The organism is Streptomyces griseus subsp. griseus (assembly GCF_003610995.1).
In the GTDB taxonomy this organism is placed as follows: domain Bacteria; phylum Actinomycetota; class Actinomycetes; order Streptomycetales; family Streptomycetaceae; genus Streptomyces.
Window position 1 is genome coordinate 1 of sequence record NZ_CP032543.1, and the last position, 26,621, is coordinate 26,621.

The window sequence follows — 26,621 nt, forward strand, 5'->3', positions numbered from 1 at the left end:
CCGGGAAGTGGGTGCCCATGCACGCCAGTGTCGAGGGCTGGGTGGAAGCCCTGGCCCTGGCGGACCACGCTCATCGGTGGGCTCGCACGACCACGAGGTTGACGGGCGCTGCCGTGGACGAGCTCGAGCTCGAGGGGTTCGAGGCCGTACCGGAGGTCGTCGGCCTTGCGGATACCTGGTGGCGCGGTACCGACTCGCTGGTCGCCGTCTACCGCGGCGAAGCCGAAGTCATGGACGCACCTCAATGCCTCACCGCCACCGTCTACGCCGGACTCGACGAATGGGGACTCAGGGGCCTCGGCACATAGCCACCCGAGACGCCATGCCCTCGCCCGATCCTCCACCACGTAGGAATGAAAACCGACATGCAGAAAATCTCTCTCAGAGAACACCAGGTCGACCAGAAATCGGCGTTCCGTAGGTGGGTGGGATTCCCTGCAAGATCATCTGTACCCCCCGAGGGGGCGCGTGCCATGGGGGTGTCCGCGACCGGGTCCGGCAAGACGATCACGACCGCCGCGAGCGCTCTGGAGTACTTTCCGGACGGGCGGATCCTTGTCATGGTGCCCACGCTGGATCTGATCGTGCAGAGTGCCCAGTCCTGGCGCAGGGTCGGGCACCGGGCGCCGATGGTCGCGGTCTGCTCGGTGGACAAGGACGAGGTCCTGGAGCAGCTCGGAGTGCGCACCACCACCAATCCGATCCAGCTCGCGTTGTGGGCGGGGTCCGGGCCGGTGGTCGTGTTCGCCACGTACGCCTCTCTCGTGGACCGTGAGGACCCGGCCGATGTCTCTGGGCGTAGGACTGTTCCTGGGCCGTTGGAGTCGGCTCTGGCGGGCGGGGAGCGGCTGTACGGGCAGCGGATGGCTCCGTTTGACCTGGCCGTTCTGGACGAGGGGCACATGACCGCGGGGGACATGGGGCGGCCGTGGGCGGCGATCCACGACAACAGCCGGATCCCTGTCGCCTTCCGGCTCTACCTGACCGCCACCCCGCGCATCCTCGCCGCGCCCCGGCCGCAGCGCGGGCGGGGCGGCCGGGAGCTGGTCATCGCGTCGATGGAGGACGACTCCAGCACCTACGGCACCCGGATTTTCGATCTCGGTCTGGCAGAGGCGGTGGAACGCTCGATCCTCGCGGGGTTCGAGATCGACGTGCTCGAGATCCGCGACCCGGACCCGATCCTCGGCCTGTCCGAGGACGCCCTGCGCGGCCGGCGCATGGCCCTGCTCCAAGCGGCGCTGCTGGAGCACGCGGCGCAGCAGAATCTGCACACCACCATGGTGTTCCACCAGCGGGTCGAGGAAGCCGCGGCGTTCGCCGGGCAGATGCCGCGCACCGCCGCCGAGCTGTATGCCGCTGAGGCGTCCGCGGCGGCGCTGGCCGGTGCGGAGGAGCTGCCCGCGTCGTCGATCGACGCAGAGCTGTACGAGCTGGAGGAGGGCCGTCACGTGCCGCCGGGCCGGGTGTGGGCGGACTGGCTGTGCGGGGACCATCCCATCGCGCACCGGCGCCAGGTGATTCAGCGGTTCGCCAACGGCATCGACTCCGAGAGCCGGCGGGTGCACCGGGCGTTCCTCTCCTCCGTACGCGCCCTCGGGGTCGGGGTCGACATCACCGGACTGCGCGGGGTCGAGGCCGTGTGCATCGTCGGCTCGCGCAGCTCCCAGGTCGACGTCGTCCAGAACATCGGACGCGCCCTGCGCCCCAACCCCGACGGCCGGGCCAAGACCGCACGGATCATCATCCCCGTCTTCCTCCAGCCCGGGGAAGACCCCAAGGACATGATCGCCTCGGCCAGCTACCAGCCCCTGGTCGACATCCTCCAAGCCCTGCGCTCGCACTCGGAACGCATGGTCGACCAGCTCGCCTCCCGCGCCCTCACCCGCGGCACCGAACGACGGCGCATCCACGTCCACCCCTCCCCCGCCACCGGGGTAGGCCCAGAGAACGGGGACATGCCCGCGGAGGCCGGCGAGGAGCAGCAGGAGGTCGACCGGGTCACCTCCATCGTGGTCAACTTCGCCTCCCCCCGCGACGCCGCCGACATCGCCGCCCTCACCCGCTGCCGCGTCATCCGCCCTCAGTCCCTCGTCTGGCTCGAGGGCTACCAAGCCCTCACCCGCTGGCGAGCTGAGAACGGGATCACCGGCCTGCACGCCGTGCCCTATGACGTCGAGACCACAGTCGGCACGACGAAGACGTTCCCGCTTGGCCGATGGGTGCACCAACAGCGAAAGACGCTGCGGGCCGGGGAACTCGACCCCCACCGCAAAGACCTCCTCGACATGCCAGAGGCTGGCATGGTGTGGGAACCCGGCGACGAAGCATGGGAAACCAAACTCGCCGCACTCCGCTCCTACCACCAGGCACACGGGCACCTCGCACCCCGACAAGACGCCATCTGGGGCGAAGGCGCGGCAGACGGGGAGCAGCTAGCTGTCGGACAGCTCCTCGCCAACCTCCGCCGCAAGAGCGGGCTCGGGAAGGATGCGGAGCGGGCCACTGCGCGCGCGGAGCAGCTGGCGGAGATCGACCCGGACTGGAACTGCCCCTGGCCACTCGACTGGCAACGCCACCACCGCGTACTCGCGGACCTGGTCGACGCCGACGGCAGCCTGCCCGACATCGCACCCGGAGTGCTCTTCGAGGGCGACGACATCGGACGGTGGCTCCAGCGGCAAACCCAGTCGGGCACCTGGAAGCAGCTCACCGAGGAGCAGCAGCAGCGGCTGACCGCGCTGGGCGTGGAACCTGCCCAGGCCCCGCCTCCCGCCCCGGCCGCTGCACGGTCGACGAAGGGATCGGGCAAGGCGCAGCAAGCCTTCCAACGCGGCCTGGTGGCCCTAGCCCAGTACGTTGCCCGAGAGGGCGAGGCAACGGTGAAACGGACCCACCGAGAGAAGATCGTCATCGACGACCAGGAACACGACCTCGCCCTGGGGGTCTGGTACGCCAACCAGAAACAACGCCGCGACAAACTCACGGCGGAGCAGCTCGATGCCCTCGCACAGCTGGGGGTGGACTGGGCCTGACCCGGACTTCAGATCCTGGCTGGTTTCCAGGCAGGACCTGACTCGGGTGGTCTTGTCTTCAGCCCGTCTCATCGTCGATCAAGCCGTAGGGCGGTTCTGCCTCGTCTCGGCTGAAGCGGACGATGACGCGGTCCTCGATCAGCTCAGGTGGGCTGTTGTCAGCGACGATAACTGGGGCTTGATCGCGACGAATGCGGTCGGCTGGGGTGAGGTGGTCTCGGTCTGCTGAGCGTCTTTTGCGAAAACGCCCGCCAAGACGGTGAGCACGAGACCGTGGTGGAGTGACCCCTTACCCCGGCCTCCTGCGGATCGCGCCCCTGCAGGGGGAGACGACCTCGTCGCTGATCTGCCGCGTCGCCAGCCGCTACGGGTTGGAGGCGAAGGGGCTGCGGTCGTACTGGCAGTGGCTTAACCAGCAGCCCAAGCACGAGGGCGGCGCCTGCCGGGCTGACGCCGAGGTAGTGCTGAACGCTGCCGGACGGCGACTTCTGGCGAGCCTGTGCGGCATCGGGGAGGACGTGGCGGCACGGGCGTTGCCGTCCTGGGGAAAGCAGGACGCCAAGCTGCCTGCCGGAAAGGACAAAGTGCCGGCTGCGGTGTGGCGGACCGGCGGCGTAGTTGTTGGGCCGGTGGCGTTCGGCTGCGGGCTGTGTACGGCGCAGCGCACAGGAACAGCTGTGCGTGCGGTGCGATACGCCCCGCGGTGGGAACGGGTGTGTGTGCGGCACGGGCGGTGGCTCCTGGACGCGGACGCCGACCAGCCCCGTGAGTACCTGGACGTGCGGCGTCTGCCGGAGGTGGTGGCGGCGCAGCGGCGGTGGGCGTCGGTGGGGCGGCGGGCGGTGCGGGCCGGTGCGGAGCCGGCGCGGGTGTTCGCGCTGGCGCGGGCGGTGGTCGCCCGGTGGTGGGAGGGGGCCTATGGCTGGGAGCGGGAGACGGTCTGGCCGCGCCGGCTGCATCTGGTCGCGGGCGGAGATGCTGGGGGTGATCTGGAGTGGTGGCGGATCGTGGGGCGGGACGCGGTCGTCTTCCCGGAGGTGGTGGCGGTGGCCGGCGCGCTGCTGGACCCGGGCATGGCCGAGCTGGTGTGGGTGGACAGTGGTGCCGGGCGGCCGCGGCCGCTGCCGGCCGACGGGTTGTTCTGCCGCCGTCTCGGTGAGCGGGTGGGGCGGCCGTGGCTGGGGCCGCTGGTGGCGTCGGATCACGGTGGTCCGCTGATTGCGTGGATGGGCGGTGTCATCCGCCGGCGTCGCGGCGTCGGAGGGCCGCCCGGATACGACAACGACCCGTGGTGGCTGCGGCAGGAACACCAGGCCGCCACCATGGCCGGCCAGCTGCGGGTCCTGGGCAAAGAGAAGAAGGCACCCGGCTCAGGGACGATGTGGCGGGCTGCGGTGCCTGTTGAACAGCGCGCCCAGATCAGCAGCCTCGTCGACGGCGCTCAGGAGCAGCTGATCCAGCTGCGTGGGGCTCAGGCCGGTTCGAGTGCGGACGTGGCCCAGCGTCTGCTGCGCATTCTCGGTCACAGTGCCGACCTGATTGAGAAGGCTCTGCAGCACACAGTGGTGGCGGCTGTGAATGCGGGGGTGCCGCCCCAGGATGTGGCCCGGTGGGCGAAGCTGCCCCCTGGTCCTTTGGCCGATGCGCTCAAGGCGTATCAGGGCGCGGGCGACTGATAGGTGCTGGCGCTCGCCGGGAAGTGGGCGGTTCGCGCCAGGTCGCTTGGGCGTGCATGGCGTGTGGCCTCCTGCTACCGCATCACGTGGCGCCATGTGATCGGAATGCGTAAATGGCTCCGGCGGGCAGCCGGGCCGGTTTGGCTGGGCGGGTGAGCGGCGAGAATGCGGCGGTCAGGCCTGGCGGCAGGCCCGGGCCGGTGGACGTGAACATCGGGGCCGGGTTCGAAGCGGTCTTCATCGACCCCGTCGGGCGGGCGGTGCAGCAGCGGTGGGCGGATGCCGCCGTGGCAGTGGCGTTCGAGGACCTTGATCCGGTGTCGGCGTTCCCGGTGGTCCCGGGGCGGCGGTGGGGGCCGGGCCTGTGGTGGTCGGCGACCACTAGGCGGCACGTGGCCGCGGGGTCGAACGCGATGCGCCTCCAGCTGATGGTCCTGGACCGGGCCCCGGACGTGACCGGACTCGCGGGGCGGCCGGTGCGGCTGCTGTGGCGCGATGGAGGGGGACGGGTGCGGTCCTGGGTGCCGCAGCTGTTAGCCCGGTACCGCGACGGCACTGCCCTGCTGGCCGACTGCCCCAGCCGCCCCGATACCGGCGGTGAACGCGCCCTGGCCGCCGCGGAAGCAGTGAGCGCGGCGTGTGAGGAGGTCGGCTGGAGCTACCGGCGCCTGGCGCCGCTGGACGAGGTGCCGGCAGCGAATCTGAAGTGGCTGGCCGGCTACCGCCACCCGCGGCATCGGGGACGAACGGGGCTGCTGGAGGCGGTGGTGGACGAATTCGAGCGGCCGCGGCCGCTCGTTGAAGGGGTGGCAGCGGTCGGTGATCCGATCGAGGTGCTGCCCGTCGCCTTCCACGCTCTGTGGGCGGGACTGCTGGAGGCGGCGATCGATGTGACGCTGCACGAACGCGTCCTGGTCCATGCCCCTGCGTCCGGGGGCGGATCCGGATTGCCGGGCGCCAGGGACAGCAGCAGAGACGGCTTCAGGGCTGGTGCGGGAATCTGGGAGGCCGGGTGAGCGGGGTGCGGCGCCGTGGCCGGCCGGTGGTGGAGGTCGGGGCGCAGGTCCGTTTCCGCGGAGTGCGGTGGCAGGTCGTTGCCCTCTCCCGGCAGGGCTTCCACCTGGTCGACGAGGGCGGCGCGGACCAGGTGGTGCTCGCCGGGCACCTGTTCGCCGACCCGGGCTTCGCGGTCCTGGGTGCGGAGCCGGTGCAGGCGGTGCCGCAGTGGGGGCTGTTCGAGACCGCCCCTGTGGTTGCGCGGGAGAAGGCGATGGCCTGGCTGCGGCACATCAGGGAGGTCGAGTGCGGCTTGCCTGGCGGACCGGACAGCGGCGGGGTGATGCGGGACGAGTACGACCCGCAGAGGTGGACGCTGGCCGAGCGCGAACGCGCCAAAGCCGCTGAGCTGACGGCGCTGGGCTTTGCGCGGGTGTCGGACAGGACGGTGCAGAAGATGCGGCTGGCGTACCGCAAACAGGGGCTGTGGGGGCTGGTGGACCACCGCTCCACACGGGGGCGAAGCGGCGGCGGACGGCAGGACGAGCGGGTCGTGGCCGCGGTCAGGGAGGTACTGCGCGGGCAGCGGGGGCGCTCCAAGGGCACCGTGAAGGGGCTGATGCCGCTGGTCGCACAGCTCCTGGACGAGCGGTACAAGGGTGCCGTGACGATGCCGTCGCGGGCCACGTTCTACCGCCTCGTCCATGAGATCGCCCACCCCGCAGATCATCCGGCCATCCGGGTACGGACGGTGCCGGTCACCGACGACGGACGCGGATTCACTCCGACCGTGGCACTGCGGCCCGGGGAGCAGGTCCAGATCGACACCACCCGCCTGGACGTCCTCGCACGGTTCGACGACGGCAGCGTGGGCCGGCCAGAACTCACGATCGCTGTCGACGTCGCCACCAGGGCGATCCTGGCGGGGGTGCTGTGCCCCGCCGGAACTCAGGCGGTTGGCGCCGCTCTGCTGCTGGCGGAGATGGCGGTGCCGCATCCGGCACGCCCGGGGTGGCCTGACGTGCTGCGCTTCGCACACAGCGCGGTCCTGCCGGCCGAGCGTCTGCTTTCTTTGGACGAACGTCTTCGCGGGGCAGCCGCACGGCCGGTCGTGGTACCCGAGACCGTGGTGGTGGACCGGGGGAAGGTGTTCCTGTCGAAGGCGTTCACGGGCGCCTGCGAAGCACTCGGGATCAGCGTGCAGGCCGCACCGCCGTTCGCCCCCACAGCCAAAGGCATCGTGGAGCGGACCTTCGGGTCGATCAACACCCTGTTCTGCCAGCACCTGCCCGGCTACACCGGCTCCGACGTCACTCGCCGCGGCAAAGACGCGGCACGCGAAGCCTGTTACAGCGTCGCCCAGCTGCAAGAGCTGCTGGATGAGTGGGTCGTGCACTATCACCACCGCCCGCACCAGGGCCTGCGGCATCCCCTGCTGCCGAAGATCGCGCTGTCCCCGAACCAGATGTGGGCGGCCCTGGTCGCGGCCGCCGGATACGTGCCCGTACCGCTGACCGGCAATGACTACCTGGAGCTGCTGCCTGTGCGGTGGCAGGCCATCACCGAGCACGGCATCCGCCTGCGCCACCGCACCTACGACCACGACCTGCTCGGCCCGCACCGCGGGCAGCCCTCCAGCGTGGCAGGCCACGACGGGAAATGGGAGATCCACTACAACCCCCACGATGCCCGCCAAGTCTGGATCCGCCTACCCGACGGCCGGCTCACCGAGATCCCGTGGATCCACCGGGACCACACCCACCAGCCATTCAACGACCGCATCTGGCAATACCTGCGCACCATCACCGCTCAGCAGACCGGACAGGACGCCGAACGGGCCGAAGCCGCTCTCGCCGAAGCCCTCGACGCTCTGATGCGCCGCGCCCGGGCAGGACAGGCCACCGCCCAGGAGCAGCACCTCCTCAACCGCACCACCACCGCCCGCACTCCCCCACCACGCCGTTCCCAGAGCCGGCACCACGCACCCCGACCACAGCCGGGGGCAGCGGGCGCGGGCGAGGACAACCTCGACGGCCTCGACCAAGACCAGGAAACAGACGGCCTCACGCCAGACGAACCCGTGCAGGACCCGGCCGGGCCGGTGAACGGGTACGGGCTCTACGACGCCGAGGAAGAAGCTCTCAAGTGGTGACCAGCCCCCGCCCGCGCGCAGAAGGCACTCCATCCACAGCGCACGAAAGGCCCGCCCGAACAGAGCACGGCATGAGCGCCCCAGACGACGACGGGCCAACCGGCACGGCATGGCCGGTGACGACCTGGCAGGGCTGGCAGCACTTCGCCACCACCCCTCCCCCACAACCACCAGCCCCCGGAGACCCCCGACGAAGCGCGGAAGAACGCCTCGCCTACCACTCCGCCTTCGTCACGGTACGAACCCCGGCCATCGACACCCTCACCACCACCGTGCGCACACTGATGATCCTGGGACAGCACCAGCAGACCACCGCACGGCCATCGCTGATCGTCACCGGGCCGGCAGCAGCCGGAAAGACCACCGCCCTCCTGCATACCGGACGTACCTGCCACCTCGCCCACACCCGACAGCACCCGCCACCGGGCCCTGGCATGCACGCACCGGTGCCCGTCGCATACGTGCTGGTCCCGCCCGCGGCGAGCGCGAAAGCCCTCGCGACCGAGTTCGCCCGCTACCTCGGCATCCCCGTGACCGGACGGATGACCCAGGCCCAGATCACCGACGCCGTCTGCCACACCTACAACCACACCGGCGTCCGCCTCATCCTCATCGACGAGATCCACCGGCTCAACCCCCGCACCACCACCGGCGCCGAAACCGCCGACCTCCTCAAAGACCTCACCGAACGCATCCGCGCGACCTTCGTATACGCGGGCATCGACGTCACCACCACTGCCCTGTTCTCCGGCGTACGCGGAGCCCAACTCGCCGGGCGGGCCTCCCTCGTGGAATGCGGCGCCTTCCCCGCACGCCTCGGGAAACACGAACCCTTCCGCGAACTCATCACCGGCGTGGAAGCAGCACTCGATCTACGGGCACACCAGCCCGGCACACTCCCCCGCCACGCCGCCTACCTCCACCAGCGCACCGCAGGACGCATCGGATCCCTCACCCGCCTGATCCGCCAAGCAGCCATCACCGCCATCCATAACGGCACCGAACGCATCACCAAAACCAGCCTCGAAACGATCCGCCTGGACCACCTCGCCGAAACCCACCACCGCCCCACCCCCAACCGGCCCACCACATCCCGCCGCTAACCCCCGGGACGTCCGACGACCACACAGCACGCAACGCTGTGACCAGGAAAAACACACACCAGGTCTTTAGAAGACAGGACCACACGAGAGACACGAGAAAACTCTCAACGAAAACGAGAGAACCCCACATCAGCAAGCCCCCAGCCCCGCAAGACCACGCTCACACAGTCTCAACCAACCGGGATACCCCCAGCACAAGACACCGCCTGTCCCGCAACTACACCCCCACGAAACGACAACATCCTTGGCTGAGCTCGGGCGCCTGCTCGCTGAAGTTAAGATCAACCCCCTCCTGAAGGACTGCTCCGCAGAGAGCGGCTGCCAGTCCGAGAAAGGCCAGGTAGTTGCCTGGTTTCCGCTCGTAGCGGTGGTTGAGTCTGTGGTAGCCGGTCAGCCAGGACATGGTGCGCTCGATGACCCATCTGCGGCGGCCGAGCCGCTCGCTGGACTCGATGCCTTTGCGGGCGGTGCGGACTCCGATGTGCTTACCCCAGAGCCATCGCCGCAGGTGGGGGACGTCGTACGCCTTATCGGCGTGAAGGCGGCCGGGCTTCGATTCCGTCGCGTGGGATTCGTGTCCCATGTGGAAATGGGACAGCATGGACTTCAGCGCGAGGCTGTCGTGGGTGTTGGCCGCGGAGAGCCCGACGCGTAGGGGCAGTCCGTCCGCGTCGGACAGGACGTGCATCCTGGAACCCGGCTTGCCCCGGTCCACGGGGCTCGGACCTGCAAGTTCGCCCCCTTTTTAGCGCGCACGTGCGCGGAGTCCAGGACCGCCCGGGACAGATCGATCAAGTCCCGTTCATCCAGGAGTTGCAGAATCTTCTCATGCAGCCGGCCCCACACCCCGGCTCTCGACCAGATGACGAACCGTCGGTGCACGGTCGACTTCGACGCACCGAAGCACGGCGGCAGGGCCCGCCAGGCGCATCCGCTGACCAGTACGTAGATGATCGCCGCGAAGACCGCCTCATCATCGATGTTCCCGACCCCGCCGCCCTGCGGCCGCACTCTGGCCGACGGCAGTAACGGCCTCGCTATCTCCCACAGTCCGTCCGGAACAATCCATCCCCACCCTCCACTTCCCATGAACAGCACAACCGCCAACTGGCCATGTAGGAAACGGTCTTAGCTGCTTTGCCCGGAGCTGAGGTCCTGTAGCAGGGAATGCAGGTTGCGGTGGATGCGGGCGTGTGGAGTAGGCAGGGATCGGGCTGCCTGCTGTAGCAGATGTCCGGTCTTCTTCTCGGCGACCACGTGGTCGGCGTATCCAGCCGCACACGCGAGGAAGTGAAGGTCGTTGAGGTCGTGGTTGACCCACCGGTCCCCAGGGTCGCGAAGACGCGCGTAAGTGACTTCCAGGACTCTCCCCAGGAACGGAAGGCCAGAGAAGAAGCCGACCACAGCCTCGGGCTTCAGAAGGGCGCCTAGCCGCCGTCGCTGATCTGCGCCGTCAGTGCTGCCTCGGCGAGGTCCAGCTTGATGTCACCGACCATAGCGGCGGCGGTGACCAGGCGCAGATCACGGTCACCGGGATTCTCCCGCAGATACTGAGCCAGCCCGTCATGCAGCGCTGCCCACCGGGCGATGACGGCGTCCGTCGCCTCCAACTCGTCGGCCGGAAGCGTCTCGTCACGAAGCAGTTCGCTCCATACACCGCGCCAGACTGCGTCGGCCAGGTCCTGCCGCTCGCCTCTCTGCCTTCCGGCCTGCGCGAGCATCAGGTCGTAGTTGAAAAGGGGAGCCCCCGCAGCGCTGCTAAAGACATCGTCCGCCCCAAGTGCCTTCCCACCACCAAGAGCGGATATAAGTTCATGGCGGCGGACGACAAGCGGCTGGACCATGTGCCAGCCTCCGTAGGCGTCGAGCATGGCTTCCGCCAGATGACGCCTACGCTCCTTGGTTCCCGCGTGCACGGTCTCCACCAAGTGCGCACTGGACAGCGGGAGGCGGACCAACCCGGCCTCTACCCGGGCCCACAAAGCGTCAGCTGCCTGGAGTTCTTCGGCGACCTGAACCTTGTTCCGGGAGACACGCGCCTGATCCATGGTGATCCAGTGGCACTGGTCCAGGTAAATGATCATTGTCATGACGCTCCAAATGGCTGGGATGTGGTCCTGCATCGTGAGCCATGCCCGGTGCGACGGCTACCGAGTTTGGAAGGCTGTGGGCGGGGCGGGCAAGAGCTCGCCCGTCCTCTCGATGACCGCGTAGATCGTGCCGATACCGTCGGCCTGCACCGCCTGGACGTAGGCGAATACGTTGGCGACGTCTGCCAGCTTCATCGGAGCGGGCCGTGCGGCGAAGGTGTTCTCGGGACGATGGCTCCTTACGTATGGGTCGCCCGGCGCGGCGACCTCGGAGCCACCCTCAAACCGCAGGGTTCATCGCCGAGGTGATGTGGCAGGAGAGCGAGACCACCCGACTGCTGCCGTTAGGGGGCGCCCGCTACCAGGACCCTCCCCAGCGGCTACAAGACCGCGCTGCAAGGCTTGGAAGAGGCCACTATTCGGGAAGCGGTTCTTCGGCAAGGTATCGGCGCTGGGTCGGCCAGACGACGACGGACACATCCTTGTCGTCATCGTTCAACCGCCAGTGCTCCGCTCTGTTGGGCACCGCTTCCAGGGACCAGCCACGGACTTCCATTTTCACGGTGTCCGCGACGCCGTGGGCGGCGGAATCGAAGACTTCCAGGTTCACGCCCGCGCAGGGAGGCCCTCCGGCCGCACAGGGTGACCTCCACCCAGCGCCCTGCGCGGCGCCATCTATGCCACTGGGACCGGGATCGTGGGTGTTGCCCTTCTGGCTGATCCAGCAGCATCTCCTCCGTCCTGGAGCAGTGGACCGGGACCGAAGCAGATGTGGTCGATATCCAGCCCCGATTCGTTGGCATCGAAACAGTTGCCATAAGGAAATACATGGTTCCCTGGACGTCGTTCCGGGAGTAAACGGACAGTAAAGACGGCCTGTTCTGGCACGTTTACGTCTTTCCGGCGGAGAAACCGTTCGTGTCACGTGAAGGGCTCGTGGCAGCGTGTGGGCTTCCGGTGGCCCGGGGAGGTCACCGCGTCTACATATCCCGTGGGGGGATCGCATGGTTTCGCGTGCTTCCGGCACGCCGTTTCGGCGTGCCCGTACATCTCGCACATCTCGCAGAGGTGCTCTGACGGCGGCCTTGGTGGTGGCCGCGCTGGGCGCTTCCGCGCTGCCGGCGCTGGCCGCGCCGGGCGAGGATCCGGCCCCGGCTCCGGCTGCGGTGTCGGTGTGGGGCAAGAAGGCGGATCCGGAGTCCATACCGCCGGTCAAGGTCGGCACCAACAGGCCGCCGGCCAACAAGGCGGCGTCCGCTCCGTCGGCGGCGGAGGCCGCCTGGCAGGCCGCGCAGAAGGAGCGGGCCACGGCAGGTGACAACACCTCGTCGTCCCAGGCGCGTTCGTCGGCCGGTGTGCGCAGCTGGGTGCCACGAGGTCAGGGGGCGGTGCCCTGGCACCAGATCTCCGACGTCCGCGTCACGGACTCGCTGGTGGCGAGGATCGACCTGTCGAACGGCAACCTGATGCTCGCCGCAACCGACTTCGATGTCGCGGGCGTGGGCCAAAAGCTGCGGCTGGCCCGCACCTACAACTCGCTGGACGCCCCCTTGGGCGCAACGGCGGAGCGGTGGTGGCAGGAGTACGAACGCTACCTCGACCTGTACGCGAACGAAGTGGTGCTCTTCGGTGCCACTGGGGACGCGGCGTCCTTCACGAAGAACGCGAACGGCACCTTCACCACGCCGAAGGGCTACTCCAAGGACCTGAAGAAGAACGCGGACGGCACGTACACGCTGACCGACCGCAAGTCCGGCTCCAAGGACACCTACGACGCCAACGGCACGCTGACGAAGGTCACCGACCGCAACAAGGGGGCCATCACGGTCACCCAGCACGGTTACGAACAGGGCTTCAAGCTGACCGAGACACGTTCGGGCAGGTGGGTGGACCTGGTCAGAACGTATCCGAACCAGTGGCAGGCCAAGGACCACACCGGCCGCACGGCTGTCTTCGACCTGGAGGGGGACGGCCGCCTGGTGAAGACGACGGACACCGAGGGCAAGTCCACGCTCTTCGGTTACGACTCCTCGAACCGTGTCACGAAGATCACCACGCCGAAGGGGCGGGTGACGGTCTTCACCTACGACGGTGAGAACCGGGTCACCTCGATGCTCCGGGCCACCGAGCTGAACGGCTCCGGCCACACCGGCCCGACCTGGACCTACGCCTACTCCGCCAGCTCGCACAGCGACGCCGGTACGACGACGGTTACCAACCCCGAGACCCACGCGACGAAGTACGAGCACGACGCGGACGGCCAGGTCACCAAGGTCACCGACGCGCTGCAGCAGAGCCGGTCGCAGACCTTCGACGCGAACCACAACATCGACACCGCGACCGACGCCCTGGGCGTGGGCAGCACCCCCGGCAACGTCACGACCTATGGGTGGGACTCCCGCAACAACCCCACCGGCTCCACCCTCCCCACCGGAGCGACCGCCACCGTGACGGGCTACCAGACCATCGCGGGCGCGGACCTGCCGGGTCGGTCGACGACAGCGGACGGCGAGAAGACCGACTACACCTACGACACGGCGGGCAACACCAAGTCCGTCGCCGTCGAGGGCACGGGCGGGGGCAACCAGTCCTTCGACTACAACCCCGCCACACCGACCTGCGGCGGCTTCGAGGGCCAGGTCTGCAAGGTCACCACGAAACTGACCGCGTCGAAGTCGGTCGCCGCCACCTTCACCTACGACGCCAAGGGCAATCTGAAGACGGCCAAGGCCCCGGCCCCGCTGGGCACCACCACCTACACCTACGACGACCTCGGCCGAGTCGCCTCCGCCAAGGACGGCCGCGGCATCACCATCACCTACACCTACGACCACCGCGACCGGGTCAAGAAGGTCGACTCCTCCAACTACCAGGCCGTCACCTACGAGTACGACAGCGACGGCAACCTCACCCAGCGCTCCGACGGCACCGGCGTCATCAAGTACGCCTTCGACCCGCTCTCCCGCGAGACGGTCCGCACCCTCCAGAACGGCTCGCAGACGGTCCTGACCTACACCTCGGCGGGCAACGTCGACACCTACCAGGATCCCTCCGGCCTGACCGACTACACCTGGAACAAGGTCAACAAGCTCACCGAGCTTAAGGACCCCAAGGGCAAGATCACCAAGTACGAGTACAACAAGAACGACGTCCGTACGGTCACTACCTACCCCGGCAACACCGTGCACACGGTCACCCCGGACAAGTCCGGCCGCCCGGAGAAGATCAAGGCCACCAGTCCGAAGGGCACCCTGGTCGACCTCGCCTACACCTACGGCTACGGAACAGGTGGCGCGACCGACGGCACCAAGATCCGCACCACCACCGACGCGGTCGCCGGGACGAAGACGAGCTACGAGTACGACAGTGCCGGCCGCTTCGCCTACGCGGCGGAGAACAAGGGCTCCACGCTCAACTCCTCGTGGCAGTACTGCTACGACCTGGGCGGCAACCTCACCTCGCAGGGCACCGACAAGGGCTGCCCGCGTGGCACCACCTACACCGTCAACGACGCCCAGCAGATCACCGCGAAGAACGGCTCCACCACCAACTGGTCCTACGACCAGATCGGCAACGAGACCGCCGCCGCCTCCACCCCGGAGACCACGCGCACCGGTATCAAGTGGTCGGACCACTCGCAGATGACGTCGATCACTACCGGCGGCAAGACGTACACGGGCCAGTACGGCTCCACCGACCAGTCCGAGCGCATCAAGCTCGGCGACACGTTCTTCCACAACGGCCCGCTGGGCCTCTCCGCCACCTCGACGGCCGGAGTCGACACCGGATTCAACCGTGAACCCGGGGGCACGCTGAATTCCATGACCCGCGGGGGCAAGAACCACTACTACCTGACCGACGCGCTCGGCAGTGTCGTGGCCCTGGCCGACGAGTCGGGCACGAAGGTCAACACGTACTCCTACAGCCCGCGCGGCGTCCAGCGAGCCGCCACGAGCGAACAGGCCCCCCAGCCCTACCGCTTCGCCGGCGGCCACCAGGACCCCACCGGGCTCTACCACTTCGCCGCCCGTTACTACGACCCCAACATCGGCCGCTTCACCACCCCCGACCCCTCCGGCCAAGAGAAGAACCCCTACCTCTACGCCGCGGGCGACCCCGTCAATGAGATCGACCCCACCGGCCTCCTCTTCGGTATCGATCTTGATATCAACTGGGGTTGCCTGGCTTCGGGCCTGGGCGCTGTGGGTGGCGGTCTTGCTGCCGCCGGAACGGTTCTCGCGGCTCCTGCAAGCGGAGGGACGACCCTGATCGCCACCGGAACGCTGCTGGCAGGCGCTGGCAGTGCCGCCTCGGGAATGGAGACATGTGCGTGAAAGCTGGACAGATCATGGCCGCCGGGGGAACTCTCCTGATGGCGATCGGAGCGGTCATCGCGATGATCGCCGGGCCGACTTGGCTTGCGATAGTTCTCGTCGTCGCCGCTTGTTGCGGACTGGCAGGAGTCCTTGCCGGACGGCGCGGCTAGCGTCATCGCCGGCGTCTTCATCCTGACGAATGGATTTGGCCTTCGAGCCAGGTGAGCTCCGACAGCGTTTTCAAGTGATCGCTCGCAGGTGAGATCGGTCGCACGTGGCTGCGGTCTGCTGCTCCTGGTGTCAGGATGCCTTTCATCGGCCCTTGCGTACATGAGCAGGAGGAAAGCCCGGCGCTGAAGATCACCGCCCAGATGCCCCTGGAGTCTCCCGAGTCCGGCATCATCTTCGTGATTCTCTTCGTCGTCCTCGTGGTTCCCCTCATCGCGTGGCTCCGTTACCGGAAGTAGTTTTCGGGTAAGAGCGCATTATTTTATCCACCCCTCTCTGTCCGACCTAATCGACAGGTCGGACCGAGAGGGTCCAGTGGTTTCTGCCGGGTGAACCCTCGCGACGTGTAGCGCGCCACCACCCCCAAAAAGATCCCCCAGCCCTACCACTTCGCCGCCCGCTACTACGACCCCAACATCGGCCGCTTCACTTCTCCCGACCCCTCCGGCCACGGCTGTGGCTTCATCAACGCACTCTGAACAGCAGGAGGCTCTCACCCGATCGCGGTGCGGGCCTCCTGCTGTTCCACGGCGCACCGCTGTCCGTCCCAGCCGGTACGAACGGCGCCGACCGTGGCGCGAGGTGTCAGTCGCCGCTCTCGGTGGGGAGTCCGTCGTCCAGGACGATGCGGATCGTCTGGCCTTGTCCGTCGACGCCGGTGAGGTCGGTGGCGATCCGGTTGTAGGCGGTGGTGGCCAGGGCCCAGTCCGCTTCGAGCGGGGTGGTGGTGTGGCGGGTGTCCCACAGCTTGATGAGCAGGGCGATGAGGGAGCGGCCGGACAGGACGGTCTGGACGCGGCCTTCCTTGACGTCCTCGACCGAGGGCGGGGTGCGGAAGTGGTCGTGGTCGACGGCCAGGGCGGTGAGCCACTCCCAGGTGTCGCGGTGCGCGACGAGGTCCACGGAGGCCACCCCAGCGGCCTTGAGCAGGAGGACACCGTGGTGGACCCGTGGGTCCACCTGCTGGCCGGAGGGCGAAGGCGAGGTGGCAGGCGGCGGGGTGGTGGGCGCGTTGTCGCCCTGGTAGGCGGCCTCGATCCGCTGCTTGAGCACGTCGTCCCGGTCTCCGTGCTCGGGCTGCGCCTGGTGCTCGTGGTACTCCATGGTTCCCCCCTGGGAGTCGGTGTCGGGTGAGGCGGGCGGCTGCGCCGCCGTGGGCGCGGTCGGGCCGGTGGCCGGATCCGGGTCGGGCGCCGGCTCGGTGGGCGGGTAGGGGCCGGTGACGTCGCCGCGCTCCTCGGCCGCCGCCTGGAGCGCCGCGAGGGGGCGGAGTGTGTCGGCCAGTTCGAGGAGCTGACGGAGCTCGCCGCGGGTCTCGTTGAGGTCGCTGATCATCCGGTCCTGGCGGCGCCGTACCTCACGGTTCTCCTCGCGCAGCCCGGTGATGCCTCCCTGGATCGTCTCCAGGATCTTCAGGCGGGTCTGGGTGAGCTCTCCGTGCAGGGCGGTCAGCCCGACCGTGGGGTCATCGAGACGGCCGACCGGTGCCAGCAGGGCCCGTATCGCCTTCAGTTCCTCCATCGCGCGGTCGAACGCGTCTTTCCACTTCACGTAACCCCCTGGTCACTCAGAGCTGCAACCGGCCGTATCTCCCCATAAGCACTCCGTGTGACGCGCCGATTTCCAGCCCTTCCCCTGGCCGGGACCATGCCACCCCGCCCCGCAAGGCATCCGTACGCGATTCGTACGGTATTCGTACGGTAAATAGTCGCACTTCGTGCGTTCCGTGGGGTAGGGTGCCGGTCAGGAGGTGTTCCATGTCCGAGTTGTTCGACGCGGTCGACGCGCTGGTCGCGTCCCGCGCCACCCTGCCACCCCCAGCCGAACGCAAACGGCTGCGCTCCGCGCACGGCCTGACGATCGACGAGGTCGCCGGCGCGCTGAAGGTCCGCCGGGCCACGGTGTCCGGCTGGGAGTCCGGGAAGACCGAGCCCCGCCCCCCGGAGCGTGACGCGTACGCCCGGCTGCTGGACAAGCTTGCGGAGCTCTACCCCGTCACCCCGGCCCCGGCCGCTGAGGGCGGGCCCGTTCCGGATGCCCCGGTGCCGGCCACATTCACCCAAGCACCCGGTCCGTCGGAAGCGCCGCTGCTGTCCACAGGTCCGGCGCCCGAGGCTGCGGACATGGCTGAAACCGAGAACACACAGCCCCCTGCTCCCGTCGCCGCTGCTCCGGCTGCTGTGCCGCGCCCGGCGCGCACCACCGGGCCGTCGACGTCGCGCCGCCCCGGCGTACGGAATGCGGCCGCGGCCAACACCCCCGCGCGCGGTACGGATCCGCGCTTCGAGAACGGTCCGCTGGCGGTCGTCGACGTCGAGGACGGGAAGGTGCTGGCGTACTGTGTCGGCGGCCTGGTCCTGGACGTCCCCGCCAAGTCGCTGCCCTCCCTGGTGGAGTGGACCCTGGCGGAGGCGAAGCTCGGGCAGCCGAAGCTGTCCGGCCCGGGACGGCCCGCAGACCCGCTGCTCGTGCTCACCGAGGCCGCGCTGGAGCGCTACGGCCTCCCCGTCACGCTCACGGCGGAGGAGAGGGACGCCGGGCGGATCCCGGAGGGCCACAAGGTCATCAAGCAGCTGACCCGGGCCGACTGGAAGTTGACGAAGAGGGGCTTCGGGCCGTGGGCGAGGATCTACCGCCCGGCCAAGGGCTCGGAGCGCCAGTGCGTCCAGCTGTGCATCCCGTCGTGGAACGCGTTGGACCCCCGCTTCTGGGGTGACGCCGCGCAGCTTTCCCCGGCGGAGCTCGCCCGCGTCCTGGGCACCTTCGCGACGCGGGTGATGACGCCGCGCGGCTCCACCGCCGTGACCGGCCTGGAGCTGATGACCGTGCTGCACCCGCCGACCCACGCCGTACGGGACGAGGAGACCGGCGCCCTGCGGCAGGCCGACACCAAGACTCCCGGCTCGCTCGGCAGCGACCCGGTGGACTGCGCACCGCCCGAGGCCCCCGACGGACACCCGGTCCTCAACGCCCTGGACCTGCCCCGCTTCCACGTCCGCGGCCCCTCCGAGAAGCTGTTCGAGGAGGCGTACGACTGGGCGCGGCCGATGACCGACGCGGAGTGCACCCTGCGCTTCCTCGTCGGCCTGGACGTGAACATGGCCTTCGGCGCCGGGGCGAACGGGCTGACCGTCGGCCTCGGCGAACCGACTCACGTCATGAACCCGGTGTTCGACCCGAAGCTGCCCGGCTCGTGGCTGGTCGACCTCTCCCACGTCGACCTGTCCCAGGTGAAGGTCAGCAAGGAGTGGGTGGACCTGGAGGGCAGCCTGCTGCCCTCCCCGTTCACGCCCAAGGGCGACCGGCCCACCGGCCCGGCCTGGTACGCGACACCGACCGTGGCGTACGCCCAGGAGCTCGGGTACGACGTCCGGCCGACCGAGGCGTATGTCCGGTACGACAACGGCCGCTACCTGGACGGCTGGTACACCCGGCTGCGTGACGCCTACCTCGCCACCATGGCTGACCTCGGCGTCACCACCGACCTCTCGCCCGAGGACTTCCTCACGGCGATGGACGGCTACAAGGACCGCGACCCGGAGCTGGGCATCGTCATCACGGCGATCAAGGCGACCGTCAAGGGCGGTATCGGCAAGCTCCGCGAGCGACCCCGCGGGGAGGGCTGGCGGCCGGGCGAGCGCTGGCGGGCCCTGGAACGCCCGACGTGGCGGCCCGACATCCGCGCCGCGGTCATCTCCCGCACCCGCATCAACCTGCACCGCAAGATCGTCAAGCACGCCGCGTTCACCAGGCAGTACCCGATCGCGGTCCTGTCCGACTGCGTCGTCTACGCCGCCAACGGCCCCTCACCGCTGGACGTCCTGCCCTACCGGGACGGCAAGCCGCTCCCCGGCGGGTTCAAGCTCGGCGTCAACCCCGGCCTGGTCAAGCACGAAGGCACCCAGACCGTCCTGTGGGGCGAGGAAGTCCGCGAGAAGTTCAACGCCCCGGACCTCAACCTCTCCCGGTCCATCAAGGACGGCACCGTCACCGACGCCGACAACGGAGAGTAGGAGAAGACCGGCATGAGCCTGATCGGGGACGGCCTGAACAAGGCGGTGCAGAAGGCGTTCACCCGCCCCGCGCCGAAGAGCGCGGGCGCGCAGATGCGGTACCTGGTGAAGCAGCTCGGCGGCACGAAGGCGGTCGCGCAGATGCTCCGAGTCTCCCAGCGCACCGTGGAGCGGTACGTGAAGGACCAGATCAAGAAGCCCCGCCCCGACCTCGCCGGACGCCTGGACCGCGAGGTGAAGCAGCGATGGCAGCCGCAGATCCGGGCCAAGGCCAAGGCCAAGGCCGCGTCCACGGACGGCATCATCATCGACACCCGCGCCCGCCTCGGCTACACCGCCCCGATCGGCTCCACCGACCAGGACCGCATCCGCCACCTCACCGTCGCCCTCCCCCCGGTCCACGCCGCCCGCCTCTTCGAGGCCCAGGAGCAGGGCGCGTCCGACGCACGCCTCCAGGAGATCGCCGCCGAAGCCCTCAAGGAGGTCTACTTCCAGGACGGCGGCCGCCGCGCCGGCTCCCTGGACGAAGTCCGCTTCACCGACATCGAACACCTCGAGTTCGACCTGTAGGCGGGACGCCATCCGGACAGCCCGTGAGCCCTCGGACCGCTACTGGTCCGAGGGCTCGGTCGGGCATCGGGCTGCCCCGTTGGCCAGTTGATGCTTGCCGGGGTGGGCGATGATGGGCCGGTGAGTCTGGATCTGAGCAACTATGAGCTCCGCTGGCCGGCGCCGCTGTTCGCGTCCGAGGGTGAGCGGGTCCTGCGGGTCACGAGCAGATGGTGGGAGGACCAGGCGGTCTGGCTCCTCACGGAGGCCTTCGCCGGTACGACGGTGGTGGCCGATTTCGAGGAGCTGCCCAACCGCCCCGCACCGTCGGACGACCCGTGGGGCAGCACTACCCCTGGCTGGGGGGAGCGGCAGGGGAGGGACAAGCGGGACTGGCTCACCGAGCTGGTCGGTCGAGCCTCGGAGCTGCGCCGTGCCGTCGAGCCGCGGCCGTACTGGCCGCAGCGGCAAGGGCGCGGCCTCTCGCATGACGGCAGTACCCCACGGGACTCCCGCCGTGACTTCGAGCGGATCGTCAGCGACTTTGCCGACAGCGGCTACCTGGTGGAGGCTTTCGGCGAGGACTGCGTGGACGACCCCACCGCGCTGTCGGACGCGGACGCCTCGCGGGTGATCGAGCGCCGCCTGGGCATTCCCGACCTGTGGCCCCTGACCCCGGCCACATGGGACGAGGACACCTTCTTCGGGTTGATCGAGGTCTTCCACGACCTCGTCAGCCGCCCCCGCACCCGCCGTTTCCACTCCTACGCCGGGTGCGGCTGGCACCACTCGGAGTTCCACAACGGGCCCGCCCGCCTCCTCTACCGCAGCAAGGTCAACGAGCTGCTCCGCGAGGGGGGCATCGAGTACGAGCTGGCTGCCGAAGGAGAGGACCTCGGACGCCTGGTCGCCATCACCGACGACGCCCGCAGCGCGCTGGTGCACCATGCCCTGACCGGCAGCGCCCCGGACATCACGGCCCGGGTCCGTCACGCCGTCGCCCTCTTCCGCGCCCGTGGCGCGGCCGCGGAGGGCAAGCGATCGGCGATCGTGACCCTCGCGGGCATCCTTGAGGAACGCCGGGCCCTCCTCAAGGACGAGCTCGGTAAGGACGAGGGGGCCCTCTTCGAGATCGCCAACCGCTACGACCTGCGTCACCGGAGAGCAGACCAGCGCGGCGACTACGACGAAGCGTTCCTGGACTGGATCTTCTGGTGGTACCTCGGAACGGTCGAGCTCACCAACCGGCTCATCGCGTCACGGCTCGGCGGCTGACAACGCCCGCTTCGTGCAGGTCAGTCGCCGCTGGTCGGCTTCTCCTCGAAGAACCAGCCGTGGGCGGCCATGCCCTCCTTCGTCCACTCCATCACCAGCAGGGCTCCCTCCTTGGCCCGGGTGGCGTCGCGGCCACGCCCGTCCGCGAAGTAGCGGATCAGGGCCCCGGCGGCCGGCCGGTCCGCGTCGCACGCAGGGCACAGCTCCAGGTGGATCGGCCGTCCGTGCTCGTCGTTCTGCGGCATCACGATGCTGGTGAGCAGGTCGCCGCGACACCGCGAACACTGCGGCAGCCGGTCAGAGGTCACAACTCGGGCCATAGGGTGCTCCCTTGCTCATAACGTGACCCCCTACCCAAGACCTGGTCACCCGTCGCGTCAACCCCCACGACCAGGACCGATTCCGGCCCGTCCCGTGATCGACTGCCAGGTGCGTCCACTGTCGGTTCCTCTGTCCACAGGCGATCCGTGGTCCCTGGAGGTATGAGCGATCACGAGCAGCAGCAGCCGGCCCCGGGCCGCGGCAAGGTCCTGGAAGCCCTCGTGCGGGCGGAGCGGAAGGTCTTCACCCGGCCCGCGCCGAAATCCGCGAAGGCTCAGGTGAAATTCCTCCTCACGCGGGCGAAGGGGTCCACGAAGACCTTAGCGGAGCGTCTGGGCGTCTCGCGCCGCACGGTGGAGCGCTACCGGTCCGGGACTCTGACGACCCCGCAGAAGCGGCTCCAGGCCGCCCTGGTCGAAGAGACCGAGTCCGAATGGCAACCGCAGGTCAGAGCACAAGCGAGGGAGCAGGCTGCCACCTCCGGCGGGATGATGGTGCATGTGGTCGCGTACTTCGGGTTCGCCGCCACCGGGTCCTCCGACAACGGCCGCGAACGGCACATCACCACCGCGATCTCGCCCACCTACGTACAGCAGATCCTCCAGCTCCAGGAGTCCGGTGCGACGGAGGAGGAGCTGCATCCGGTCGTCGCCCAGGCGGTCACCGAGTCCTATTTCACGGAATGGGGCACCCGCGCCCAAGGGCTGCGCGCGGATTTCACCCACGTCCAGTCGATAGATTTCGAGTTCTGACACCACACAATTCCAGGACTGCTATAACCGTTTTCATGAGCCGAAGCGCGGTAGTCGTCACACAGGCAGGCTTGTTGTCACCGGTGAGGCTGCAGGTCGTTGGGGCTGCCCATCACGGGAATCAGCGGCTCGGGCACAATCAGGAGCCGTGCCCACCCCTCCTGATCCCGCTGCCCTGTACCCCGATATCGCAGCCTGCGGCAGCCTCGCCGCAGCGCTCCAGGCCGAGGCGGAAGGCCGCCTCGCCAGGGTTCCCGTCACATCCTCGGACTCTGATCCGCTGCTTCATGCGGCCGTCACAAGCATGCTGCCGCACCGCGATCCGCTGCAGATCAGCGCTTGGTCGCACGAGCGGCGGTGGTCGATCCGCGGCACGGAACCGTTCCAGAGCCTGTCCCTCATCGATGGCAGGACGGACGACCTGGCGGAGGTCGCCAGGGCCGCCCGGGCCTGGCGCGACGGTGAGGCGCTGAACGGCATTCGCCAGGCGGCGCCCTTCGTGCACCTGACTGGCCGGTTCGAGGTCCCCGACCTCGATTCCGCGCGGCTGGTGGAATCCGAGTGGCAGAGCATGCGCGTGGAGGCGAGCGGGCTGGACTACGTCTGGCAGAAAACGTACCAAGCCCTGATCGAGGCGGCGCACGCCGAGCCGGCGCTTCGTGCCCTCTACCCGTTCACGAGCCACTGGGCGTTGCGCTTCTCGACCACCACCCGCCCGCGCCTGACCGTCGTCGGACCGTGCCTGACCGCGGGCAGCGACGGCATGTACGGGGTGGGGACAGGGTTCATCACCTCCGACCTTGGCCTGTTCGCCACAGCGCACGAGGCCGTGGCGGTGGCCGTGCACCACATGCCGTCCGGCCTCGGCCCGGTCACGCTTGGCGGATGACCCTGCCCGACAGAGGAGCCGTGTGGGTGCAACCACCGCCCGCATCGCCCCGGCACTGGTGACAGAAAGGCTGCCGAACAAGCACTTGTGACAAGCCGAATGCGTCGTTGGTGACAACCAGGCTGATTCGACCGTCCCCATTCACCACTTCAGCCGGTCCTGCTGGTGACAGCTCCCGAGCTTCGGCTCATTTCAGCGGGCCGCCGTTCAGCGCTCTGACGGCGGCCCGTCCCTATTCCCTGTGAAATGCGAGGCCAACGATGACCACGCCCCTGCCGCCCCGGCGCACCGGCCGCCGTGCGACCGCCCCGTATGTCGCGGTGCCGCGCGAGCCGGCCGACCCGGCTCGTACGGGACGGCGCTGGGTACGGCGCCGCGCCCGGGGCATGACCGCCGATGCCGTTGCGGCCGCCCTGGACGTCGCCCGGTTCGACGCCCGGCAGAACTCGAGGTTCGAGGACCTCGCCGGTGACGAGCGCGGCCCGGCGGAACTCGGCGAGTGGGAACGCATCGCCCAACTGCTCGCCGACGCACTCCCGGGCACGGTCTACGACCCGGACACCGACGACGTCGTACGGGCCGAGCTCGCCGCCGACGCCGCGGCCGCCCGCGAAGCCGAGCTGCGCGAAGCGATGCGGATCGCGGCCCGCGCCGACGAGCTCCAGGCGCTGCGCGAGCTCGGCACCCTGGACCAGGCCGAGCCCCGAGAGGGCGACGAAGCCGTACGCGACGAGCTCACCCGCCGCGCCGGCGGCTACATCCAGGCCGACGTCGACGCCTGGCTCGCCCGCGCCCTGGCCGTACACCGCGGGCACTACCGCGACCCGGCCGCCCGCGAAGCCGCCGCCGGCCTTCTCACCCCACTGGTCCTCGCCCACGCCGCGCTGCTCGCCGAACTCGCCCCCCTGGACCCCGACGCCGGTGTCGACCAGCTGGCGTTCGCCGCCCGGCTCGCCACCGTCGAACCCGAAGCCACCGCAGCCCTCGCCGCGCTTCTCACCCGCGCCCGCCCCCGGGCTCACTGACTCACTCTCTGCAATCCCCCAGTTCCCGAAGTCTCTGGGGGAAGACCTGGGGGATTGGGGCCAGAAATGCCCGAATAGCCCGGAACCTCTGGGGGGTGGCAGGGCGATTTCGCAGGTGGAGGCAGTTTCGGGGAAGACCTGGGGGTCTGGGGGGTAAAGCCCACGGATCATCACCGGCCGTCACCTCGCCACGGCATGAGCGTTGTGCCGGACATGGACTGGACACAGCTGCTCAAGGAACTCACCGCCGCGGTGGAGGTGCGCAACCGCAGGGTGGCGAGCCTGCGTACCGCCGGTTCCGCCGTGGCCGAACTCGCGGCGCAGGCTCTCGCAGCCGGCGCCCCGGGCCCGCCCCTGCGCCGCATCCTGGCCGGAATGGAACCGCTGCTCGAACAGGAGCGCCCTCACGTGTGCGGACCAGGACCCGTCGTTCCGCCCGGCCGCCCGGCCCTGCCGCAGCAGGCCGCCGACGCGGCGCCTGTGATCCGCCAGCCGCTGTCGGCGGACGACGCCTTCGGCCACCCCGCGCCGGTCCGGTACTCCCTGGAGGAGGCGTGGCAGAAGGGAATCTTGCCGTGGAAGGCGGCGACGATGCGCACCTACCTGAAACGCTCCCGAGAGCGTTTCATCCCGGTGCCCGAGGGCGTACTGGACGGGCAGACCGTTCGCTACACCGAGGACGAGCTGAGGACCTGGCGTACGGCCTGGGAAGCGCAGGCCGGCCCCACCACCGGCCGACCATCCGCAAGCCCAGAACCGGTGTGACGGTGACAAGGAGTGAGCGTGACACTCGTGTCTAGCTCACCAGAAAACGTGTCACGCCGGGTGTCACGCCGCCCCATTTCTGCTCCCGTTTGTCCGTTTCTTGGGGTCGTAGGGCGCTCAGAGGCCGCCTTCGGGGTGGAGCGTGACGCTCAAGATTTGGCCTCACCCGCGCATGCGAGAAGCACGAAGCGTGGTTGCGGGCCGGGTTCCTGCGGAGTGCTCCCGGGCCCGGCTGCCCGGCGATACCGTGGTGGCACACGCCCGTTCGCGCCCTGGAGGCCCTCGATGAGCAACCAGCCGGCCCCCGCCGACAACACCGTCCGTCAGCAGCTGGAGCCCGACACGGCTGACGGACTGCGCGCGTACGCGGCCCGTACCCGCGAGAGCGCCGACCAGCTCGCCGCCGTCCTGGAGGACATCGCCACCAACGGCCTGCCCGACCCCGAGCAGTGCACCCCGTGGGAAGAGCTGCGCGAGACACACCTCGCCCGGCTCACTGCTCAGCGCCCGGCCGTCGCCTGATGCCCGCACCGCACAGCCCCCGCCGCCGCGCCCGGATCACGTTCTCCGACTCCGCCGCCAAGCAGCTGGACTCCATCACCAGCGAAGCCGAGCTCCACGCCCTGGACCGCGCCCTGGTCGTCGTCTCCGTCGACCCCGACGCTGGCGAACTCCTCCCCGGCGACAGCACCGGACCACGGCTGCGCCAATACGTCGACGACGTCGAACGCGTTCGGCTCGTGTACTGGGTCACCGCGCTCAAGACCGTCGTGGTCGTCGCCTTCCTCGAGGTGTAGCACCCGCCCAGAGCCGCGCGCTGCTCCTGGTGCTGCTCGTGCTCTGACACCGTGCAGCACGTGTTGCTGCACGGTGTCCTTGAGGTGCTGGAGAGCGATGACATACAGAGGGCGGCCTCAGGCCGCGTACGGGTGCTGCTCGTGCAGCAAGGCCGGCCTCACCGTGTAGCGGCCGCGCGCCTCGCCCGGCCCTGCTCCAGCTGCTGCACGCGCTCGCGGCGTGCAGCAGCCAGACGTGAGCACGCCTGCGCCGCGCCCTCGAAGTACACGTCGACGTCCGGGCCGTCCTCGTGCCGGGCGACCGTGTACGCGGCCTTCAGCGCCTCGAAGGCCGCGAGCACGGGCAGGGTGACGTTGTGAGTGTGCGCGTTGGTGGCATTGGGTGGGTGCCAGCGGGTCAGAGCGCTTGGTGCCTGGTCACGGGGTTGGTTGCGGGCAGGTTGGCTGTCACGAGGTGACCAAGCGGCTGCTGTCTTCCGACTGGCACGCGGTTGACCGGCTGCCGTGGGAGCGCCAGCTCACACTCAGCCCCGATGGCACATCGGTGGCACTCATTTCGCCGTTGGGTCTACCAGGATTGTCCTGTTGCATCGAGGCTGGCGGAGTTCTCGCTCGTTCTCATCCGGGTTGGCGGATTCT

The 26,621-nt window shown here is 69.1% G+C and carries 20 protein-coding genes and 3 pseudogenes; 17 read left to right on the plus strand and 6 right to left on the minus strand.

The annotated features are described in order from the left end of the window. From D6270_RS00005 to D6270_RS00035, 6 genes and pseudogenes are all read left to right on the plus strand, one after another. Positions 1-308, plus strand: a pseudogene (locus D6270_RS00005) (hypothetical protein); the annotation flags it as partial. Between the two features lie 57 nt (positions 309-365). After that, a complete protein-coding gene (locus D6270_RS00010; RefSeq protein ID WP_109167829.1) occupies positions 366-3,035 on the plus strand; it encodes a DEAD/DEAH box helicase in 2,670 nt (889 codons plus the stop codon). Positions 3,036-3,316: 281 nt separating this feature from the next. Next, entirely contained in the window at positions 3,317-4,711 is a 1,395-nt protein-coding gene (locus D6270_RS00020; protein ID WP_109167828.1) for a TniQ family protein, read from the plus strand. A 206-nt stretch (positions 4,712-4,917) separates the two neighbouring features. Further along, entirely contained in the window at positions 4,918-5,727 is an 810-nt protein-coding gene (locus tag D6270_RS00025; protein ID WP_109167851.1) for a TnsA-like heteromeric transposase endonuclease subunit, read from the plus strand. Continuing rightward, on the plus strand, positions 5,724-7,859 hold the full coding sequence (locus D6270_RS00030) for a TnsB C-terminal domain-containing protein (RefSeq protein WP_109167827.1): 2,136 nt from the start codon (positions 5,724-5,726) through the stop codon (positions 7,857-7,859). Before D6270_RS00025 ends, D6270_RS00030 begins: the two co-directional genes overlap by 4 nt. A gap of 71 nt (positions 7,860-7,930) precedes the next feature. Then, a complete protein-coding gene (locus tag D6270_RS00035) occupies positions 7,931-8,962 on the plus strand; it encodes a TniB family NTP-binding protein (protein ID WP_225976724.1) in 1,032 nt (343 codons plus the stop codon). Positions 8,963-9,269: 307 nt separating this feature from the next. On the opposite strand, the pseudogene D6270_RS00040 reads toward D6270_RS00035, so the two are convergent. The 3 genes and pseudogenes from D6270_RS00040 to D6270_RS00055 form a co-directional block, all read right to left on the minus strand. Then, positions 9,270-10,051, minus strand: a pseudogene (locus tag D6270_RS00040) (IS5 family transposase); the annotation flags it as partial. Between the two features lie 338 nt (positions 10,052-10,389). Next, on the minus strand, positions 10,390-11,046 hold the full coding sequence (locus tag D6270_RS00050) for a hypothetical protein (protein WP_151414639.1): 657 nt from the start codon (positions 11,044-11,046) through the stop codon (positions 10,390-10,392). Positions 11,047-11,467: 421 nt separating this feature from the next. Beyond that, a complete protein-coding gene (locus D6270_RS00055; RefSeq protein ID WP_109167823.1) occupies positions 11,468-11,662 on the minus strand; it encodes a hypothetical protein in 195 nt (64 codons plus the stop codon). 481 nt (positions 11,663-12,143) lie between these two features. Here D6270_RS00055 and D6270_RS00060 point away from each other — a divergent pair, with 481 nt between their 5' ends. Both D6270_RS00060 and D6270_RS33885 read left to right on the plus strand, forming a co-directional pair. Then, positions 12,144-15,386, plus strand: a complete 3,243-nt coding sequence (locus D6270_RS00060; protein WP_391041093.1) for an RHS repeat-associated core domain-containing protein — start codon at positions 12,144-12,146, stop codon at positions 15,384-15,386. A gap of 560 nt (positions 15,387-15,946) precedes the next feature. Then, a pseudogene (locus D6270_RS33885) lies at positions 15,947-16,075 on the plus strand (RHS repeat-associated core domain-containing protein); the annotation flags it as partial. A 106-nt stretch (positions 16,076-16,181) separates the two neighbouring features. Here the strand turns inward: D6270_RS33885 and D6270_RS00070 are convergent. Continuing rightward, entirely contained in the window at positions 16,182-17,147 is a 966-nt protein-coding gene (locus D6270_RS00070) for a hypothetical protein (RefSeq protein WP_225976726.1), read from the minus strand. Between the two features lie 206 nt (positions 17,148-17,353). Between D6270_RS00070 and tap the strand changes: the two genes are divergently transcribed. The 3 genes from tap to D6270_RS00085 all read left to right on the plus strand — a co-directional run bounded on the left by tap (position 17,354) and on the right by D6270_RS00085 (position 21,433). Continuing rightward, on the plus strand, positions 17,354-19,609 hold the full coding sequence (gene tap / locus D6270_RS00075; RefSeq protein ID WP_109167821.1) for a telomere-associated protein Tap: 2,256 nt from the start codon (positions 17,354-17,356) through the stop codon (positions 19,607-19,609). A 12-nt stretch (positions 19,610-19,621) separates the two neighbouring features. Continuing rightward, on the plus strand, positions 19,622-20,179 hold the full coding sequence (tpg, locus tag D6270_RS00080) for a telomere-protecting terminal protein Tpg (protein ID WP_109167820.1): 558 nt from the start codon (positions 19,622-19,624) through the stop codon (positions 20,177-20,179). Between the two features lie 120 nt (positions 20,180-20,299). Then, entirely contained in the window at positions 20,300-21,433 is a 1,134-nt protein-coding gene (locus D6270_RS00085; protein ID WP_225976727.1) for a UTP14 family protein, read from the plus strand. A 20-nt stretch (positions 21,434-21,453) separates the two neighbouring features. On the opposite strand, the gene D6270_RS00090 is transcribed toward D6270_RS00085, so the two are convergent. Further along, positions 21,454-21,753, minus strand: coding sequence for a DUF6300 family protein (locus tag D6270_RS00090; protein WP_109167818.1), 300 nt, complete (start codon positions 21,751-21,753; stop codon positions 21,454-21,456). A 162-nt stretch (positions 21,754-21,915) separates the two neighbouring features. Between D6270_RS00090 and tpg (D6270_RS00095) the strand changes: the two genes are divergently transcribed. The 6 genes from tpg (D6270_RS00095) to D6270_RS00120 all read left to right on the plus strand — a co-directional run bounded on the left by tpg (D6270_RS00095) (position 21,916) and on the right by D6270_RS00120 (position 25,982). Further along, positions 21,916-22,506, plus strand: a complete 591-nt coding sequence (gene tpg / locus D6270_RS00095) for a telomere-protecting terminal protein Tpg (RefSeq protein WP_109167817.1) — start codon at positions 21,916-21,918, stop codon at positions 22,504-22,506. 148 nt (positions 22,507-22,654) lie between these two features. After that, the gene (locus D6270_RS00100) at positions 22,655-23,395 is read left to right on the plus strand and encodes a DUF6193 family natural product biosynthesis protein (RefSeq protein WP_109167816.1); all 741 of its coding nucleotides are present in this window, start codon (positions 22,655-22,657) and stop codon (positions 23,393-23,395) included. 260 nt (positions 23,396-23,655) lie between these two features. Next, positions 23,656-24,420, plus strand: a complete 765-nt coding sequence (locus tag D6270_RS00105) for a hypothetical protein (protein WP_109167815.1) — start codon at positions 23,656-23,658, stop codon at positions 24,418-24,420. Positions 24,421-24,615: 195 nt separating this feature from the next. Beyond that, complete coding sequence (locus D6270_RS00110) at positions 24,616-25,185, plus strand: hypothetical protein (protein WP_225976728.1); 570 nt, start codon at positions 24,616-24,618, stop codon at positions 25,183-25,185. 285 nt (positions 25,186-25,470) lie between these two features. Beyond that, positions 25,471-25,707, plus strand: a complete 237-nt coding sequence (locus D6270_RS00115) for a hypothetical protein (protein WP_109167813.1) — start codon at positions 25,471-25,473, stop codon at positions 25,705-25,707. Continuing rightward, positions 25,707-25,982: a hypothetical protein gene (locus D6270_RS00120; protein WP_109167812.1), complete on the plus strand. Its 276-nt coding sequence runs from the start codon at positions 25,707-25,709 to the stop codon at positions 25,980-25,982. The genes D6270_RS00115 and D6270_RS00120 overlap by 1 nt, the downstream gene beginning before the upstream one ends. A 158-nt stretch (positions 25,983-26,140) precedes the next feature. Here the strand turns inward: D6270_RS00120 and D6270_RS00125 are convergent, their stop codons facing one another. Next, positions 26,141-26,323 carry a hypothetical protein gene (locus D6270_RS00125; RefSeq protein WP_109167811.1) on the minus strand — a complete coding sequence of 61 codons (183 nt, stop codon included), beginning with the start codon at positions 26,321-26,323 and terminating at the stop codon, positions 26,141-26,143. Positions 26,324-26,621 lie beyond the last annotated feature (298 nt).